General features: G+C 73.5%; 16 protein-coding genes. 6 read left to right on the forward strand and 10 right to left on the reverse strand.

Features of this window, described 5'->3' with window-relative positions:
* Window positions 1-60 precede the first annotated feature (60 nt).
* The 5 genes from KBX34_RS24740 to KBX34_RS24760 all read right to left on the reverse strand — a co-directional run bounded on the left by KBX34_RS24740 (window position 61) and on the right by KBX34_RS24760 (window position 5,347).
* Window positions 61-723 (reverse strand): hypothetical protein, encoded by a 663-nt coding sequence (locus tag KBX34_RS24740; protein WP_141909295.1) that lies wholly within the window; start codon window positions 721-723, stop codon window positions 61-63.
* On the reverse strand, window positions 720-3,395 hold the full coding sequence (locus KBX34_RS24745; protein ID WP_088948037.1) for an FtsK/SpoIIIE domain-containing protein: 2,676 nt from the start codon (window positions 3,393-3,395) through the stop codon (window positions 720-722). Before KBX34_RS24745 ends, KBX34_RS24740 begins: the two co-directional genes overlap by 4 nt.
* Window positions 3,388-4,536, reverse strand: coding sequence for a hypothetical protein (locus tag KBX34_RS24750; protein WP_210927212.1), 1,149 nt, complete (start codon window positions 4,534-4,536; stop codon window positions 3,388-3,390). Before KBX34_RS24750 ends, KBX34_RS24745 begins: the two co-directional genes overlap by 8 nt.
* A 5-nt stretch (window positions 4,537-4,541) precedes the next feature.
* Complete coding sequence (locus KBX34_RS24755; RefSeq protein ID WP_088948039.1) at window positions 4,542-4,802, reverse strand: hypothetical protein; 261 nt, start codon at window positions 4,800-4,802, stop codon at window positions 4,542-4,544.
* A 152-nt stretch (window positions 4,803-4,954) separates the two neighbouring features.
* Entirely contained in the window at window positions 4,955-5,347 is a 393-nt protein-coding gene (locus tag KBX34_RS24760; protein WP_088948040.1) for a hypothetical protein, read from the reverse strand.
* 141 nt (window positions 5,348-5,488) lie between these two features.
* Between KBX34_RS24760 and KBX34_RS24765 the strand changes: the two genes are divergently transcribed.
* From KBX34_RS24765 to KBX34_RS24775, 3 genes are read left to right on the forward strand one after another with little or no spacing between them, the layout of a single operon-like run.
* Window positions 5,489-8,044 carry an ATP-dependent Clp protease ATP-binding subunit gene (locus KBX34_RS24765; protein ID WP_088948041.1) on the forward strand — a complete coding sequence of 852 codons (2,556 nt, stop codon included), beginning with the start codon at window positions 5,489-5,491 and terminating at the stop codon, window positions 8,042-8,044.
* A complete protein-coding gene (locus KBX34_RS24770) occupies window positions 8,041-8,244 on the forward strand; it encodes a hypothetical protein (RefSeq protein ID WP_210794220.1) in 204 nt (67 codons plus the stop codon). Before KBX34_RS24765 ends, KBX34_RS24770 begins: the two co-directional genes overlap by 4 nt.
* Window positions 8,244-8,594, forward strand: coding sequence for a DUF3140 domain-containing protein (locus tag KBX34_RS24775; RefSeq protein WP_210794129.1), 351 nt, complete (start codon window positions 8,244-8,246; stop codon window positions 8,592-8,594). Before KBX34_RS24770 ends, KBX34_RS24775 begins: the two co-directional genes overlap by 1 nt.
* 57 nt (window positions 8,595-8,651) lie before the next feature.
* On the opposite strand, the gene KBX34_RS24780 is transcribed toward KBX34_RS24775, so the two are convergent.
* The 3 genes from KBX34_RS24780 to KBX34_RS24790 all read right to left on the reverse strand — a co-directional run bounded on the left by KBX34_RS24780 (window position 8,652) and on the right by KBX34_RS24790 (window position 10,624).
* Entirely contained in the window at window positions 8,652-8,897 is a 246-nt protein-coding gene (locus tag KBX34_RS24780) for a hypothetical protein (RefSeq protein ID WP_088948044.1), read from the reverse strand.
* Window positions 8,898-8,954: 57 nt separating this feature from the next.
* Window positions 8,955-9,935: a LysR family transcriptional regulator gene (locus KBX34_RS24785; RefSeq protein ID WP_088948045.1), complete on the reverse strand. Its 981-nt coding sequence runs from the start codon at window positions 9,933-9,935 to the stop codon at window positions 8,955-8,957.
* Between the two features lie 86 nt (window positions 9,936-10,021).
* A complete protein-coding gene (locus KBX34_RS24790) occupies window positions 10,022-10,624 on the reverse strand; it encodes a hemerythrin domain-containing protein (protein WP_210794128.1) in 603 nt (200 codons plus the stop codon).
* A gap of 204 nt (window positions 10,625-10,828) precedes the next feature.
* Between KBX34_RS24790 and KBX34_RS24795 the strand changes: the two genes are divergently transcribed.
* Both KBX34_RS24795 and KBX34_RS24800 read left to right on the forward strand, forming a co-directional pair.
* The gene (locus KBX34_RS24795; protein ID WP_099853237.1) at window positions 10,829-12,157 is read left to right on the forward strand and encodes a M20/M25/M40 family metallo-hydrolase; all 1,329 of its coding nucleotides are present in this window, start codon (window positions 10,829-10,831) and stop codon (window positions 12,155-12,157) included.
* Between the two features lie 58 nt (window positions 12,158-12,215).
* Complete coding sequence (locus KBX34_RS24800) at window positions 12,216-12,878, forward strand: hypothetical protein (RefSeq protein ID WP_141909300.1); 663 nt, start codon at window positions 12,216-12,218, stop codon at window positions 12,876-12,878.
* Between the two features lie 54 nt (window positions 12,879-12,932).
* On the opposite strand, the gene KBX34_RS24805 is transcribed toward KBX34_RS24800, so the two are convergent.
* Window positions 12,933-13,124 (reverse strand): DUF5703 family protein, encoded by a 192-nt coding sequence (locus tag KBX34_RS24805; RefSeq protein ID WP_013734349.1) that lies wholly within the window; start codon window positions 13,122-13,124, stop codon window positions 12,933-12,935.
* 272 nt (window positions 13,125-13,396) lie between these two features.
* On the opposite strand from KBX34_RS24805, the gene KBX34_RS24810 reads away from it, so the two are divergent.
* Complete coding sequence (locus tag KBX34_RS24810; RefSeq protein ID WP_210794127.1) at window positions 13,397-14,305, forward strand: hypothetical protein; 909 nt, start codon at window positions 13,397-13,399, stop codon at window positions 14,303-14,305.
* A gap of 61 nt (window positions 14,306-14,366) precedes the next feature.
* Here the strand turns inward: KBX34_RS24810 and KBX34_RS24815 are convergent, their stop codons facing one another.
* Window positions 14,367-15,338, reverse strand: coding sequence for an aldo/keto reductase (locus KBX34_RS24815; RefSeq protein WP_088948054.1), 972 nt, complete (start codon window positions 15,336-15,338; stop codon window positions 14,367-14,369).
* Window positions 15,339-15,484: the final 146 nt, after the last annotated feature.

Raw genomic sequence — 15,484 nt, forward strand, 5'->3', positions numbered from 1 at the left:
TGATTGTCGCCGCGCCTGCGGTCGGCTACTCGACAACCCTCTGTGGACGCCCCGACCGGCTCAGCGGCCGAGCACCAGCAGCAGCACCGTGGTGACCACCCCGGCGCCGAGGACCACGGTGATCGGCCGGGGGCCGAGCATCGCGTGCCGGCGGTCGGCCAGCACCCGCGCCGGCACCAGGCCGATCAACGGCCCGAACAGGGTCACCACCAGCGCCAGCACCGGCATCCCGACCGCGAGATCGCCGCCGTACCCGACGCCCAACGCCCGTGCCCCAACCCCCAGGGCGTACGCCAGGACGGCGCCGGCTACCCCGCACAGCGCCAGCAGCGGGTTGACCGAGCCGGGCAGCTCACCCGGCTGCCCGGCGCGGTCGAGCAGGTCACGGGCCTTGCCGAGCAGCAGCACCGGATCGGTGGCCGTGGTGCCGTTCGCGGGTGCGGGCGGGCCACCGAGGCGACGGGCGCCGAGGCGCGAGCGGACCTGCTGCCACAGGTGGGCCACCTCGGCGTCGACGCGTTCCTGCTGCTCGCGGGCGGCGACCAGCTCCTCCTCGGCGTACTGGAGCTGCTCGGCGGCGTCGGCGACGGCCCGCTCGGCAGCGGCGCACTGCCGCTCGTACCAGGTGTGCGCCTCGGCGCGCTGCTCACCCACTCGTGCGGTCAGGTCAGCCAATCGTCGGAGCTGGGCCGTGTATGTCTCGCTGGCCACCGGTTCGTTCATCGCGACGGACCATAAGGGATGATCACCTGTCCGGTGCGGTGCACCGCCCGGTCGAAGAAGAGGCCCCGCCAGGGGCGGGGATACCAGTCCGGGCCGCCGGTGCCCGGGTAGAGCGAGGAACCCAGCTCGCCGCCGTGGGTGTCCAGCGCCACCCAGGCGCCGATCTGGTCGGTACGCGCGGCCGGCCCGCCGAGGTCGGCACGCATCCGTGCCACTCCCCGCCACCAGGCCAGCACGTGCGTCCGTCGTTCCGGCCCGTCGTGCAGGATCCGCCGCAGCTGCTCCAGCCCGGTGCGTCGGCCGGCTCGGGCGGCCAGCGCGCCGGCTGCCGCGTCGACAGCGAACAGCAGCAGGTAGTGCGGGCTCCCCGGGCCGGTCAGCCCGTCGGCCGTCTCGGCCATCAGCTCACCGACGGTCTCCTCGTCGTACCAGGCGGCGTCGTCGGCCAGGTCGTCGTAGAGCGCACGGGCGATCGGGTCAGCGTCGGCGTCGAGGCAGGCGATGGAGAACCGGGCGGTCCCCGGCGGGTGCTGGCGGGCCAGTGAGCGGGCCGCCGCGTCCAGCACCGCGCAGGCCTCGTCCACCCGGGTGCCGAGCACGGCGAGATTGCGCCCGGGGGCGCGCGGCAGCCGCAGCGCCGCCGAGCGGGACTGCACGTCGATGATCTCGCCGAGCAGCGCCACCGGGCTGCGCGGCACGCTCCCGTCCGCGGGCGCGGCGAGCGTACGGAAGTCCGGGGCGTCCGCCAGTCGGGGAATCGCGTCGCCGTCGAAGAGCCGGGCCGGTGCGGCGTCGGCCGGGCGCATCCGCCACAGCCGGTGCTGCAAACCGCTCCACGTCTCCCAGTCGCTGGCCGACGGGATCCGGGCGACCTCGTTGCCCTCCACCATGCCCGACTCGGCGTTGACCACCGCGTGCCAGCGAGGCAGCGACTGTGCCGCGTCGTTGCGTTCGGCGAGGATCCGCAGCGCCTTGGGCAACGCGATGCGCAGGGTGAACTGGGCGACCAGCGCGGGGCGGCCCCACAGGGCCTCGATGCCCCGCACGTCCTGTGAGGCGAGCACCAGGTGGATGCCCTGGGACCGGCCGCGTCGGGCCAGGTCCTCCAGCAGGTCGGCCGACTCCCGGGCGACCACGTCCCGACCGGCCAGCAGCATCTGGAACTCGTCGACCACCGCGACGATCCGTGGCCAGTGCCCGGTCGGGTCGACGGCCCGCAGCTCGGCCAGCTTGGTCACCTCGTGCTTCTTGGCCGCGTCGGCGCGCCGACGCAGCTCCTCGGCGAGGAAGCGCAGCAGCGCCAGGCCGAACTCCCGGTCGGTGTTGACGTTGATCCCGACCAGGCGCATGTGCGGCAGCCAGCTCGGGTCGCGCCGGCCCTGCGCGAACCGCGCGAAGGACACGCCCTCCTTGAAGTCCAGCAGGTAGAACTCCAGCTCGGCGGGGGAGTAGCGGGCGGCGAGGGCGCCGATCCACGCGAAGATCAGGTTGGTCTTGCCGGTGCCGGACGGTCCGCCGATCAGCGCGTGCGGTGGATAGTCGCCCAGCGTCAGCCGCACCGGCCGGCCCTGCGGCCCCTCGCCGATCGGCGCGGTCAGCCCGTCGGATGAGTCCTCCCGCCACATCAGCTCCGGCGGGGGAAGCAGGTCCGCGAACGGGGTCGGCGGTGGGCCGGCGTTCACCCGGGCGGCGATCTCCCGGCACGTCTCGGTGACCAGCGTCGCCGGTGGCGGTGGATCGAGGCGGACGGGCAGCCCGGCCGACCCGCCGATGCGTGCGCCGGACACCCCGGCCACCACCCGGGTCACCGTCGGGTCCTCCGGCAGCGGCACACCGTGGACCACCAGGTGCACCCCGCAGGCCGCGCCGGCGCGTACCACCCGGTCCAGTTGCCCGCGCTCGTGCCGGTTGAGCTCATCACCGCCGAGCAGCACCGCCACCCGCCACGGCTCGGGTCGTCGGCCGGTCGCCGCGGCCAGCTCGCGCAACGACGCGTACTCGCCGGCGAGCACCGTCTCGTTGATCCGGCGGATCTGCTCCACCAGGTCGTCCAGCAGTGGGCCCAGGCCGCCGGGGCCGACGAAGGTGAGCAGCCCCGCCGTGCCCAGCGGCGCGAACCCGGCCAGGCCACCGCCGAGCTGCTCCGGGTCGTACCCGACCAGGCGTACCGCGCCCGGGTCGGCGCGGCCGGCGGCCCGCAGCAGCAACGCGGACACCACGGCGTCGCAGCCGGCGCGATCGTCCCCGGACAGGTGTACGTGCCCGGCGTCGAGCAGCGGCACCAGCGCGGGCACCGGGTCGACGCCGTCGATCCGGACCGTGCCGACCCGTAGCGCGCCGGGTGGCTCCGCGCGGCGGGCGGGCGTCGGGGCCCACCCCGCCCAGTCGGCCCCCGCGCAGCCCGGCGCCTCCTGCCGGGCCGCGTCGGCGGCGCGCCGGGCCAGCTCGGCGATCCGGGTCGAGTAGCGGGCGTCGATCTCGGCGACGCGGCGGTCCCGCTGGGCGCCCACCCGTGCCGGTACGGCCGCAGCCGCCCGCTCGACCCGGGCCAGCCGTTCGCGCCCGGCGGTCAGCTCGGCCTGGGCGGCGGACAGGCGGGTACGGGTCGCGCCCAACGCCTCGGCGAGGGTGTCCCGGACCCGGCTGGCCAACTGGCCGCGCCGGTCAGCCATCGGAGCTCCGTCGAGCCGGCGCGTCCCGCCACGGGCTACCCGAGCGCGGCGGCACACCACCGGAGCGGGGCGGCACACCATCCGTGCGCGGCGGCAGGCCACCGGGGTGCGGCAGCAGGCCACCGGAGCGCTGCGCACCCGGCCGCTGAACAGCACCGCTGACGCGCGCGCCCGCGCCCGCCGACTGTCCGGCCCCGCCCGACTGCCCCGCGCCGGCCGGCCGCCCGGCCCGCGCCGGTTGCCCCGCACCGCCTCGTTGCTCGGCCCCGTTCGCTTGTCCCGCGCCCACTGGCTCTTTCACGCCGCCTGCGGGGAGGTCCCGGCCGAGTCGGGCGAGCAGCAGCCCGGTCGCCACCCCGGCGGTGACCGCGGAGTCGGCCGCGTGCGGCGGCTCCCCGGAGGCGCGCGGTGGCGGCATTCGGCACACCCGGGTCAGCAGTGTCTCCAGCACCGGCGGCGGCAGCCCGGGCAGCAGGTCGCGTACCCGCCCGTCCAGCTCACCGCGCAGCCGCCCGAGGTCGGTGGCGCGGGGCGGGTGCCCCAGCAGCTCACCGGCCAGCTCGCGCAGCAGGGGCGGCGCCAGCGCCGCCATGCCCAGCCCCACGTCGGCCGGAGCCCGGCGCAGCTCCTTGCGGAGCCGGTCCCGGTCGCCGGAGCGGACACCACCCACCACTCGGCGCAGCAACTCCTGGGAGTCGTCCACCCGCTCGTCGGGTTCGTCGTCGGTGCCCTCGCGCCCGCCGGTCAGCTCGGCCACCCGCACCGACCACCAGCGGCTCATTCGCACCTGCTCCGCCGGCTCCGGCGCGACCGCTGTGGGCCCGGCGGCCGGCGGCGTGTCGTGTCGGGGAGCGCGTTGTTCGGGGCGGGGCGCCGGGGTGCCGTCCGCGCCCAGCCCGATCGCGGTCAGGTACGCCGAGAGCTGCTCCTGTGCCACCCGCAACGCGTAGCCGGCGCTCTCGGCGTGCTCGGTCGCGGCGGACAGCTCCGGCACCCCCATCGGGTTGGCCGACTCCTGGCGTACCCAGCGCAGTCTCTCCGCTGCCAGGCCGAACTTCTCCAGCGCCTGCCCGAGCAGGGCCACCGGGAACTCCTCGCTGGCGGCACGGACCTGCCCACCGACGTCCTCGATGATGGACATGGTGCCTACAGGGTGGCGACGTAGAGCTGCGCCTGCTCCACCGCGACCAGTGTCGCGGCGAGACACTCCTCCAGCTCCTGGCTGGCCTGTGTCAGCGACGACTGGGCCGCCTCCACCGTCTCGTGCCCGCTGCCCTCGAGCGCGCCGGCGAGGGTCTGCTGCGCCTCGGACAGTTTCTCGCCGGCCGCCTGCACGGCTGTCTGCCCGTCCCCGATCTGTTGGAGGGCAACATCAATGGCAGCCTTCAACTCGGCGACGCTCGCCACGGCGGAACCTCCTGGGGGCGGGGAGATCTCCATTAGAGCCTATCGGGGGCCGCGAAAGAACATCCGCCCTGTCGGTGTTCCTGCCCGCCTGTCCGGAAGGCACCCGGAAGTGCCGGGAGTCCGTTCTGTGGGAGTCCCAGTGCGAGAATTTCTCAGTTGCTGGCGGGAGCCTCGCGGAGCCAACGCGGGCCGTACACCTCGGCGCCCAGCGCCGTCACCCGCCCGCGCAGCTCCCGGTCCGCGGTGACCACCAGCCGACGGCGCTCGGGCGCGTCGGCAACCAGCTCGACCACTGTGTCGTCGCCGGAGCCGGCGGCGGAGACCACCCGCACGCCCTCGGTGCCCGGCACGTCCCGCGCCGCACCCTCGACCACCAGCACCACCTCGACCGGGGCGGGCAGCCGGGCCGGCAGCCCGACGGTCGCCACCGGGGCGAGCGAGTCGCGTAGCCGGGCCGCGGCGCCGGCGCGGTCACGCCACCACCCGTTCGGGCGGGAGCCGACAACGTTGGCGCCGTCCACGATCAGCAGCGGGGTCTCAGTCATCCCCTCAGCCTGCCACCAAACGGCCGGCCCCGGCCGGACGCCACTCCCGGAATGCCGGTGCTCCACCACCTGCGGCGTTTGTCGGGGCGCGCGCCGGGTAGCCCCTGCCGACCGTGCCGCGCCCGACTGCGGAGGACAGACATGATGGGACCCGGTGACATCGGCTCCGACCCGTGGGACGAATTCCTGGCCAGATACTTCGGCCGGGGCGAGGGAGGGCGCCGGCCACCGCACCGGGTCGACATCACCCGTCTGATGACGGCCGACGCCCGGGAGATGCTGGCCGACGCCGCCCGGCGGGCCGCCCAGCGTCAGAGCAGCGACCTGGACACCGACCACCTGCTCTGGGCGGCGCTGCAACGCGAACCCCTGCGGGACCTCGTACGCCGGGCCGGCGCCGACCCGGACACCCTGCTCAACGCGCTCGGGGGGAAGGGCGACGGCGCACCGCGCGGGGAGGTGCCGCCGAACCTGTCGTTGACCCCCGCCGCCAAGCGGGCGCTGCTCGACGCCCACCAGCTGTCCCGGGCGATGGGCGCCAACTACATCGGCCCTGAGCACATCCTGATGGCGTTGCCGCTCAACCCGGAGTCGCCGGCCGGGCGGATGCTGGCCGCCGGGCGGATCCAACCCGAGTCGTTGCAGGCGGCCAACGCCGAGCGCGGGCCGATGAACGGCCCGAAGCCGGATCGCGGCACGCCCACCCTGGACCAGTACGGGCAGGACCTCACCGACCTGGCCCGCAACGATCAGATCGACCCGGTGATCGGACGGGCCGACGAGATCGAGCAGGCCGTGGAGATCCTGTCCCGGCGTACCAAGAACAACCCGGTGCTGATCGGCGAGGCCGGTGTCGGAAAGACCGCCATCGTCGAGGGGCTGGCCGAGCGGATCTGCGACGGTGACGTCCCGCAGACCCTGCTCGGCAAACGGGTCGTCCAACTCGACCTGGCCGGTCTGGTCGCCGGCACCCGCTACCGGGGCGACTTCGAGGAGCGGCTGAAGAAGGTGATCGACGAGATCCGGGCGCACCGGGACGAGCTGATCATCTTCATGGACGAGATCCACACCCTGGTCGGGGCGGGTGGCGCCGGCAGCGAGGGCGGGATGGACGCGTCCAACATGCTCAAACCCGCGCTGGCCCGCGGCGAGCTGCGGGTGATCGGCGCGACGACGCTGGACGAGTACCGCAAGAGCATCGAGAAGGACGCGGCGCTGGCCCGGCGCTTCCAGCCGGTGCTGGTGCCTGAGCCCGGCGTCGACGACACCATCGCCATCCTGCGTGGTCTGCGCGACCGGTACGAGGCGCACCACCAGGTGCGTTTCACCGACGAGGCGCTGGTCGCGGCCGCCGAGCTGTCCGACCGGTACGTCACCGACCGGTTCCTGCCGGACAAGGCCATCGACCTCATCGACCAGGCCGGCGCGCGGGTGCGGCTGCGTACCCGCACGCCCGCCTCCGACGTGCGGGAGCTGGAGCAGGAGCTCGACGAGGTACGCCGGGACAAGGAGCAGGCCGTCAGCGACGAGCAGTACGAGCGGGCCTCCGCGCTGCGCGACCGGATCTCCGAGCTGGAGGAGGAGATCCGTCGGGCGAACGGCGACGACGGGTCGTCCTCGCAGGTGCCCGAGGTGGGTCCGAAGGAGATCGCCGAGGTGGTCTCCCGGGCCACCGGCATCCCGGTCAGCCAGCTCACCGAGGAGGAACGGGACCGGCTGCTGCGCCTGGAGGGGTACCTGCACCAGAAGGTGGTCGGTCAGGACGACGCGGTCACCGCGGTCGCCGAGGCCGTCCGTCGTTCCCGGGCCGGGCTGGCCGACCCGGAGCGGCCGATGGGCAGCTTCCTGTTCCTCGGCCCGACCGGCGTCGGCAAGACCGAGCTGGCCCGCGCGCTGGCCGAGGCGCTCTTCGGCGAGGCGGACCGGATGGTCCGGGTGGACATGAGCGAGTTCCAGGAACGACACACGGTCAGCCGGCTGGTCGGCGCGCCACCCGGATACGTCGGCTACGAGGAGGCCGGTCAGCTCACCGAGGCGGTGCGTCGCCGCCCGTACGCGGTGGTGCTGCTCGACGAGATCGAGAAGGCCCACCCGGACGTGTTCAACATCCTGCTCCAGGTGCTCGACGACGGGCGGCTGACCGACAGCCAGGGTCGCACGGTGAACTTCAAGAACACCGTACTGATCATGACGAGCAACCTCGGCTCGGAGCTGATCACCGGCGCCCAGCGCTCGGTCGGCTTCGGCAGCGGGGACGTGGGCAGCGAGCAGGAGAGCAACGAACTGCGGGAGAGGCTGATGCGCCGCCTGCAGGAGAACTTCCGCCCGGAGTTCCTCAACCGCATCGACGAGGTCATCATCTTCCGCCGGCTGGAGGCCGAGCAGCTGCGCGACATCACCGCGCTGCTGCTCGAGGAGACCCGCCGCCGCATGCACGCCCAGGACCTCCAGGTGGAGTTCACCACCGCCGGCATCGACTGGCTCGCCGAGCACGGTTACCAGCCGGAGTTCGGCGCCCGACCGCTGCGCCGGGTGATCCAGCGGGAGGTGGACAACCACCTGTCCCGGATGTTGCTGGAGTCGGCGATCTCACCGGGGCAGAAGGTCATTGTGGACGCCCGCGACGGCGCGCTCACCTTCGACGTGACCGCAGGCGAGCGGGGGTACACCGCCGCCACGACCACCCACCCGCGATGAGCGGGCCGGCGCGACGAGACGAGCACGAGGAGCCGCGCGAGCCTGCGAAACATCGGGACGAGGAGGACCATCCCGACCCGATCCTGGCGCCGCCCACCGCGAACCCTCGCCGAACGCGGCTGGCAGCCGAGGGCCTGCGTCCGTTGACCGACCAGGACGACCCGGAGACGTCCGGGCCGCCGCCCGGAGAGGAGACCTGATGGTACGCGAAGCGAGGCTCGACCCCGAGGTGGAAGTGCTCTGGGAGGACTTCCACGCCGAGGTCAACGTCCCGTCGGAGCAGCTGCGAACCTGGCTGCTGACCCGGGGTTCCGGGGAGGAGTCGTTCAGCCCGAACCCGAACCTCGACCTGCCCCAGCCGGGCCGGGAGATCCTCAAGGTGCTGAACAAGCGCAAGGTGGACCTCACCCCGGAGGACATCGAGGTGATGCGGGAGGCGGTCGAGCGCATCCGCGAGCTGATGGACGCCAAGCCGTCGCGCGGAAACGCCGACGACAACTGGCGGCACTCGTTGCTCGACCTGGGTCACGACCCGCTCATCGAACGCTGACTGAGCGAACGCACGACGGTGCCGTCCCGGGCGGGGACGGCACCGTTCGGCGTCCTGCTACTGGCCCTGGTCGGGTTCCAGGCTGCCGATGGTCAGGCCGGCCGCGTCGGCGGCGGCGTCCCGGTCACCGCGGGTCTGGTCCTCCCGGGTGAGCAGATTGGCGTACTCGGTGACGTCGGCCGGGTCGGGCACCGCCGGTAGGCGGCGCAGGAACGCCTCCACCTGGCGGGTGGCGGCGGTGTGCGCGGCGGCCGCCTGGCGCAGCAGTTCGCGGTCGTCGGCGGGCGGGTAGAGGTCGGTCATGTCCGCCAGATACCCGGCCAACGGCGGTTCGCACCGCCACCGGCAGGGAATACCGGCTCAGACCGGTCGGATCCCGCTGGGTCGCCGCACACCGAACCCGGGATTGCTCAGCAGCCAGGACAGGTATTCCGGATGCGGGGCCAGCGAGTCGACGTACGCCGCCTTGGCCGTCTCCAACACCAGGTCGGCGCCCTGAGCGGCGGGGGAGTCCGGGTGCCAGCCGAGCAGGAGCCGCCAGCGCAGCGGTGTGCCGGCGATCCGGCGGGTCACCAGCCCGGCCACCGGGCGGAAGGTCGCCTGACACAGCGCCACCGCCACGCCGGCGTCCACCAGGTCGACGCAGCCGCGGATGTCGGTCTCGTACACCTTGCGGGGGGTGAAGCCGGCGCGGGCGCAGGCGGCGGCGAAGCAGTCGCCGAAGCAGCCGTCGCCCGGCGCGGCCACCCACTGCTCGTGGCGCAGGTCGGCCAGGCGCACCTCGTCGCGTTCGGCGAGGGGGTGCGACTCCGGCAGCAGCACCAGCACCGGGTCGATGGCCACCTCCTGCCAGCTCAACCCGAACCCGGCCGACGGGATGGCGTCACCGCACACACCGGTGAGCGCGAAGTCCAGTCGGCCGCCGGCCACCAACTGCGCCAACTCGTCCACCGACCAGGACGCGAACGTGGTGATCTGGGCGGGCGGGTGTTCGGCCGCCAACCGGTGCACCAGCCGGCCCAGGATCGGGCTGTTGACCCCGCCGAACCGGTAGCACGGCGGTGCCCCGCCGGCGCCGGCCAGCCGGGCCGCCTCGTCCTGAAGTCCCTTCATCGCCGGCAGCAGGACCCGGGCCCGGGCCAGCACCAGCTCGCCGAGCGCGGTGGGCCGGGCGCCGCGCCGGTCCCTGTCGAACAGCGGGCCGCCCAGGGTCCGTTCGATGCGCTGGAGCTGGGCGGTGAGCGCCGGCTGGGCCAGGCCGAGCGCCGACGCCGCCTTCGTCACACTCCCCGTCTCAGCGATCGCGCAGACCACCCGCAGGTGACGCAGCTCCAGGTTCATAGGGTGACGGTAGGACCACGGGTCAGCCGGCGGAATAGCCCGAGCGGATCGGTGATAATGAATGCATTGGCGAGCGTGGCCTTGCCTCAGTCGCGGGGTGGCTCCGGCAGGTCCGCCAGGTACGTCGGCCGCCGGGTCACCACGTCGAGCACCTTGTCCACCACGCCGACCGCCGGCTCCACGATCCGGTTCCACGGAGGGGTGCCCGGAGTGCCCGGGTGCGGCCGGGTCGGCGCCGCCTCCTCGGCGATCTCCAGTCGGTTGCCCAGGCGGATCAGCTCCTCATCGGTCGCGACCGCGCGCAACTCCGTGACAAGCCCGCCCACCCCGTCGACGTGCTGACGGACCCGCTCGGCGACCTCGGTCAACGCATCATCCGTCAGCCCCTTCAGGGCGTTCAGCAGACCGGCGTCGGCCGCGATCTCGGCGTCCACGCGCTCGGTCGCGGCCGGCAGCGCGGCACGCACCGCCGGCAGCAGGTACTGCTCCTCGGCGGACAGGTGCCGCGACAGCGCGGCGCTGAGCACCGGCAGCCCTCCCTGCGGCGTGGCGTCCGGGCCGGTCAGCTGGTCCAGCAGCGCCATTAGTTGCCGGTGCTCCCGGTCCACGATGTCGGCGATGCTGCGACCACCGGGCCGGAAGCCGTCCTCGGGTGCGGGCGGCAACGGCGGCAGGGGAACGGTGGACATGGTGCCCTCCTCGACTGGCGGGCGGAAGCTCCGGCAGGGACGTACGGTCGCAGGCGGCGGTACCCGAACGCGCTCACGGCGAAACCGACCCGTCGATGTGTCGGCGCGTGCGCGACGGGTGCGTGGCCTGGCCGCGCCACCGCTCCGACCGGTCCGCGCCGGTGCGCCGGCCTGTCGACCGGCGCGGGCTGGTATGAAGAGGCGATGACGAGCGATGCCGCCTCCGCCCGACCCGACCCCACCGCAGAGGTCGTGGACCTGTGCCGCGACCTGCTGCGCATCGACACCACCAACACCGGGGACAACGACACCAGCGTGGGCGAGCGCCGCGCGGCCGAGTACGTGGCGGAGAAGCTCGCCGAGGTGGGCGTGGAGTCCGTCCTGCACGAGTCCGCACCGGGCCGGGCGAACGTGGTGGCCCGCATCCCGGGCACCGACCCGAGCCGGGGCGCGCTGCTGGTGCACGGCCACCTGGACGTGGTGCCCGCCGACGCCGACGAGTGGTCGGTGCACCCCTTCTCCGGCGAGCAGCGCGACGGCTACCTGTGGGGCCGGGGCGCCATCGACATGAAGGACTTCGACGCGATGGTGCTCGCCGTGGTGCGGCACTGGCAGCGCACCGGCGTACGACCCCCGCGCGACATCGTGCTCGCGTACACCGCCGACGAGGAGGCGGGCAGCGACTACGGCGCGCGTTTCCTGGTGGACAACCACCGTGGCCTGTTCGACGGTTGCACCGAGGCGATCGGCGAGGTCGGCGGCTTCTCCTACTCGGTCAACGACAACCAGCGGCTCTATCTCATCGAGACCGCCGAGAAGGGCATCGACTGGCTGCGGCTGCACGCCAAGGGCCGCCCCGGGCACGGCTCGATGATGCACGACGACAACGCGGTCACCGCGCTCGCCGAGGCGGTCGCCCGGATCGGGCGGCACCGCTTCCCGGTGGTCGTCACCGACACCGTACGGGCGTTCCTGACGGAGGTCTCCGACCTGCTCGGCATCGAGCTGGACCCGGACGACCCGGAGACGGCCATCGCCAAGCTCGGCCCGATCGCCAACATCATCGGCGCGACGATCCGCAACACCGCCAACCCGACCCGGTTGAGCGCCGGCTACAAGGACAACGTCATCCCCGGCCGGGCCACCGCCACCATCGACTGCCGCAGCCTGCCCGGCCAGTCCGAGCTGCTGGAGCGGCAGCTGCGCGAGCTGGTCGGCCCGGACATCGCGATCGAGTACGTCCAGCGGCAGCCCGCCCTGGAGACCACCTTCGACGGTGACCTGGTCGAGGCCATGTCGGCGGCCCTGCGCGCGGAGGACCCGGGAGCACGGCCGGTCCCGTACATGCTCTCCGGCGGCACCGACGCCAAGGCGTTCTCGCAGCTCGGCATCCGCTGCTTCGGGTTCGCCCCGCTCCGGCTGCCCGCCGACCTGAACTTCTCGGCGTTGTTCCACGGCATCGACGAGCGGGTTCCGGTGGACGGACTACAGTTCGGCGTGCGGGTGCTCGACCGGTTCCTCCGCACCTGCTAGCCGTGTCCGGCAGTTGCCGCCGGCACGCAATCTCCCCATCGTGAAGGGACTGCCCCACATGACCGACCAGCACGGTGAGCTGGACGCCGCTCTCGAGCGCGTGATCGAAGCGGCCCGCCACCACCTGGCCGCCGTACGCGCCGCTCAGGGCCGCGTCGACGACGACGACGTCTGGCAGGCGTACGTGGCGTTGAACAACGCCTCCTTCGCCTACGACGAGCGGTTGCTCGACGCCTTCGGTGAGGTGACGCCGTGGGATGTCGACTCGATCGACCCGGACGAGGCCGACGAGCGTTTCGGCGGCGTCGACGGGGCCGAGGCCAGCGACCCGCACCCGCGGGTGATCTCGGTACGCCAGCGTCGCGACTACCGGGTGCCGAGCGTCGCCGCGCTGCTGCGGGTGGCCGAGGCGGCCCGGCGCGAGGGCACTCCCGAGGACGACGAGCCGGCACCGGTGGAGGGCGTCGGCGAGGCGGTGCTGGAGCTGCTGCAGAGCGGCGACGGCTCGCTCGGCGCGCTGGACGTCCCCGAGCTGGAACCGCTCGACGGGGTGGTCATGGTCAGCGAGGTGGGCACCCCGGTCGACCTGGAGTCGTTCGACGACGACGACGCGGTCGGCCCGTTCCAGCCGGCGGCCGACGACCGGCTGGTCGGTCGGCTCGACGAGCATCCGTTCCTGGAGCTCGACGACGACCACGACCACGCCGGGCACCAGCACTAGGTCGGATCACGCCCGGGGCCCGGTTCGGGGCCCCGGGCGTTTCCGCCCGACTCTTCAGTACGACAGGCCCGGCTGCGGCTGGTTGACCCGCCGGCGACGCAGCACCACCTGCCGCGTGCCGTCGCGGTACAGCCGCACCCGGGCCAACTCCCATCCTGAGAACTCCGCCTGGATCGCCAACTGCGCCGCGGCGGTCAACCGGTCGACGTTCGGCGGCAGCCGCAGCGGCGCGTATTCGTAGTCCATGCCATCCATGCTGCCCAGCCCAGCGGCCATTCGCCACCCCCTCGGGGGTGACCAACGACGCTGGCGTGGGCGGTTCGTGCCGCCCTGTGCGCGCCGCCCGGTCTCGGACGGGCGGCTGGAGCGCCGACCCCTACTGCCTCGTCGGGCAGGCGGCTATCGCCCGTGGAAGACCAGATCGACCGAGCGGTGCAGGGCGGCTCGGACTGGATCGACCAGAATGTCTTCAGGCAGCCGCCGGCAGGTCAGCCGTCGGGCCGCTAGGGAGGCGACGGGTGATGTCAGGGGAGCGGGGTCGGCTGGGTCGGTTCACCGACGCGGTGCTCGGCGGCGCGCGGGCAGCCCGGGACAAGGCCCGCGAGCTGCGGGACGAGTTTCGCACCAGCGACGAGCCGGAGCGCGCCCTGGTGGCGCCGCTCCTGCTCGGGCAGGAGCTCCGCTACGTGGGCCTCGGCCCGGTCCGAGCCCCGGACACGCACAAGGCTGGCCGGCAGCTCGCCGACGTGATGACAAACGAACTGGTCGACTCGCTCGACCCGAAGGTGCTGTTCGGGCTGCTCAACATCGTCAACCCGGTGGTCTGGGTGGACGCCGTGCTGACGCCGGTGCGGCTGGCCGCGGGCGTACTGCTGCTGCCGGGCAAGGCCGGTGCCATCGCTGCCGGTGTGCCGGAGCTGGCGGCGCCGGAGCCGGGCCTGCCCCAGCAACCCGCCCAACGGGAGCCGATCCCGCTCACCGAGGAGCAGGAGGCGTTCCGGGCGCTGTTCCGGCTCAGCCTGTACCGCCCGCTGGCCGACCAGCTGGCCGAGATCGCCTACCGCCGGCGGTACGTCTTCAGCGGCGACCTCGCCACCCTCGCTGGGAGCCTCCTGCTCTTCCTGGAGCGCTACACGGGTACCCCGCTGGCGGTGACGGACACCCACCTCCACCTACTGCGGATGGGTCCCCGCCCGGACGCCGACCGGCCCGACCGCCGTCAACCGCGGGTGCTGTGGAGTGTGCGCCGCGACCGGGTGGCCCGGGTCGACTCCGAGCGTGGCGCGAGCGGGCTCGTGCAGCTCGCCTCCACCATCGTGTTCGACGACGGCTCGTGGATCCGACTCACCCAGCCCGCGCTCCGCGACGACCAGTCGCGCTTCCTGACCGCGATCCAGGACCTCCCCGGACAGCGTCCGACGCCGTGACCGGGACGGCGTCGGGCGCGGTGCGCTGGCCGACGGGTCTGCCCGTGACCCGGCGCGTGGGTCAGCCGTCGCGCTCGGGGTAGCCGACCGGCACCGCCGAGACGTCGTCCAGCGCTGTGGTGATCTCCTCGGGCAGTGTGATCCGTTCCACCTGGAGCGCGCCGAGCAGCTGCCCCACCGTCCGGGCGCCGAGGATCGGCGCGGTCACCCCGGGCCGGTCCCGGATCCAGGCCAACGCCACCTCCAGCGGCGACACACCCAGCCCGCCGGCCGCGGTCGCCACCGCCTCCACGATGCTGGAGCAACGCGGGTCCAGGTACGTGGCGACGAACCGCTCGAAGTGCGGCGACGCGGCCCGCGAATCCGCCGGACGGCCGTGCCGGTACTTACCGGTCAGCACTCCCCGGCCCAGCGGCGACCAGGGCAGCACGCCGAGACCGAGCGCGTCGCAGGCGGGCAGCACCTCCCGCTCCACACCCCGCTCCAGCAGCGAGTATTCGACCTGGGATGCGACCACCGGCGCCCGCCCCGGCCAGGCGGTCTGCCAGGCGGCGGCCCGCGCGGTCTGCCACCCGGAGAAGTTCGACACCCCGACGTAGCGGACCTTGCCGCTGGCCACCGCGTGGTCCAGGGCGGCCAGGGTCTCCTCCAGCGGGGTGTCCGGGTCGTACCCGTGCACCTGGAACAGGTCGACGTGGTCGGTGCCCAGTCGCCGCAGGGACGCGTCCAACGTCCGCAGCAGGTGCCCCCGGGAGCCGTCCCGGCGCCGGCCGCTGCCCGGGCGCAAACCGGCCTTGGTGGCGATCAGCAGCTCCTCGCGGGGCACCAGGGAGCCCAGCAGTGAGCCGATCACCGACTCGGCGTCGCCGTCGCCGTACACGTCGGCGGTGTCGATCAGGTTGCCGCCCGCGTCCAGGTAACTCTTCAGCTGGGCGGCCGCATCGTCGGCGTCGGTGTCCCGGCCCCAGGTCATGGTGCCGAGCGCGAGCCGGGAAACCGCCAGCCCGCTTCGGCCGAGCGGTCGCTGTTGCATGGGTGAACCTTATTTCGAACCTGCCGCCAGAGATATCCTCGCTCCCGTATCTCTGCCGGTTCTGCCGGTTCCGCCGCCATGGGCTGCCCCGATGGAGGGGGGACCAAAGGTGTCGAGCCGGTGATCGAGTCTGTTATCGGCATTGC

Source organism: Micromonospora sp. M61, assembly GCF_018070245.1.
GTDB classification, from domain to species: domain Bacteria; phylum Actinomycetota; class Actinomycetes; order Mycobacteriales; family Micromonosporaceae; genus Micromonospora; species Micromonospora zamorensis.

What these genes read in the sequence shown, in the direction of transcription:
- KBX34_RS24745 (WP_088948037.1), bottom strand. Translation starts at nt 3,395, where the DNA reads ATGGCTGACCGGCGCGGCCAGTTGGCCAGCCGGGTCCGGGACACCCTC.
- KBX34_RS24815 (WP_088948054.1), bottom strand. Translation starts at nt 15,338, where the DNA reads ATGCAACAGCGACCGCTCGGCCGAAGCGGGCTGGCGGTTTCCCGGCTC.
- KBX34_RS24750 (WP_210927212.1), bottom strand. Translation starts at nt 4,536, where the DNA reads ATGTCCATCATCGAGGACGTCGGTGGGCAGGTCCGTGCCGCCAGCGAG.
- KBX34_RS24770 (WP_210794220.1), top strand. Translation starts at nt 8,041, where the DNA reads ATGAGCGGGCCGGCGCGACGAGACGAGCACGAGGAGCCGCGCGAGCCT.
- KBX34_RS24800 (WP_141909300.1), top strand. Translation starts at nt 12,216, where the DNA reads ATGACCGACCAGCACGGTGAGCTGGACGCCGCTCTCGAGCGCGTGATC.
- KBX34_RS24785 (WP_088948045.1), bottom strand. Translation starts at nt 9,935, where the DNA reads ATGAACCTGGAGCTGCGTCACCTGCGGGTGGTCTGCGCGATCGCTGAG.
- KBX34_RS24795 (WP_099853237.1), top strand. Translation starts at nt 10,829, where the DNA reads ATGACGAGCGATGCCGCCTCCGCCCGACCCGACCCCACCGCAGAGGTC.
- KBX34_RS24775 (WP_210794129.1), top strand. Translation starts at nt 8,244, where the DNA reads ATGGTACGCGAAGCGAGGCTCGACCCCGAGGTGGAAGTGCTCTGGGAG.
- KBX34_RS24805 (WP_013734349.1), bottom strand. Translation starts at nt 13,124, where the DNA reads ATGGACTACGAATACGCGCCGCTGCGGCTGCCGCCGAACGTCGACCGG.
- KBX34_RS24765 (WP_088948041.1), top strand. Translation starts at nt 5,489, where the DNA reads ATGATGGGACCCGGTGACATCGGCTCCGACCCGTGGGACGAATTCCTG.
- KBX34_RS24760 (WP_088948040.1), bottom strand. Translation starts at nt 5,347, where the DNA reads ATGACTGAGACCCCGCTGCTGATCGTGGACGGCGCCAACGTTGTCGGC.
- KBX34_RS24790 (WP_210794128.1), bottom strand. Translation starts at nt 10,624, where the DNA reads ATGTCCACCGTTCCCCTGCCGCCGTTGCCGCCCGCACCCGAGGACGGC.
- KBX34_RS24740 (WP_141909295.1), bottom strand. Translation starts at nt 723, where the DNA reads ATGAACGAACCGGTGGCCAGCGAGACATACACGGCCCAGCTCCGACGA.
- KBX34_RS24780 (WP_088948044.1), bottom strand. Translation starts at nt 8,897, where the DNA reads ATGACCGACCTCTACCCGCCCGCCGACGACCGCGAACTGCTGCGCCAG.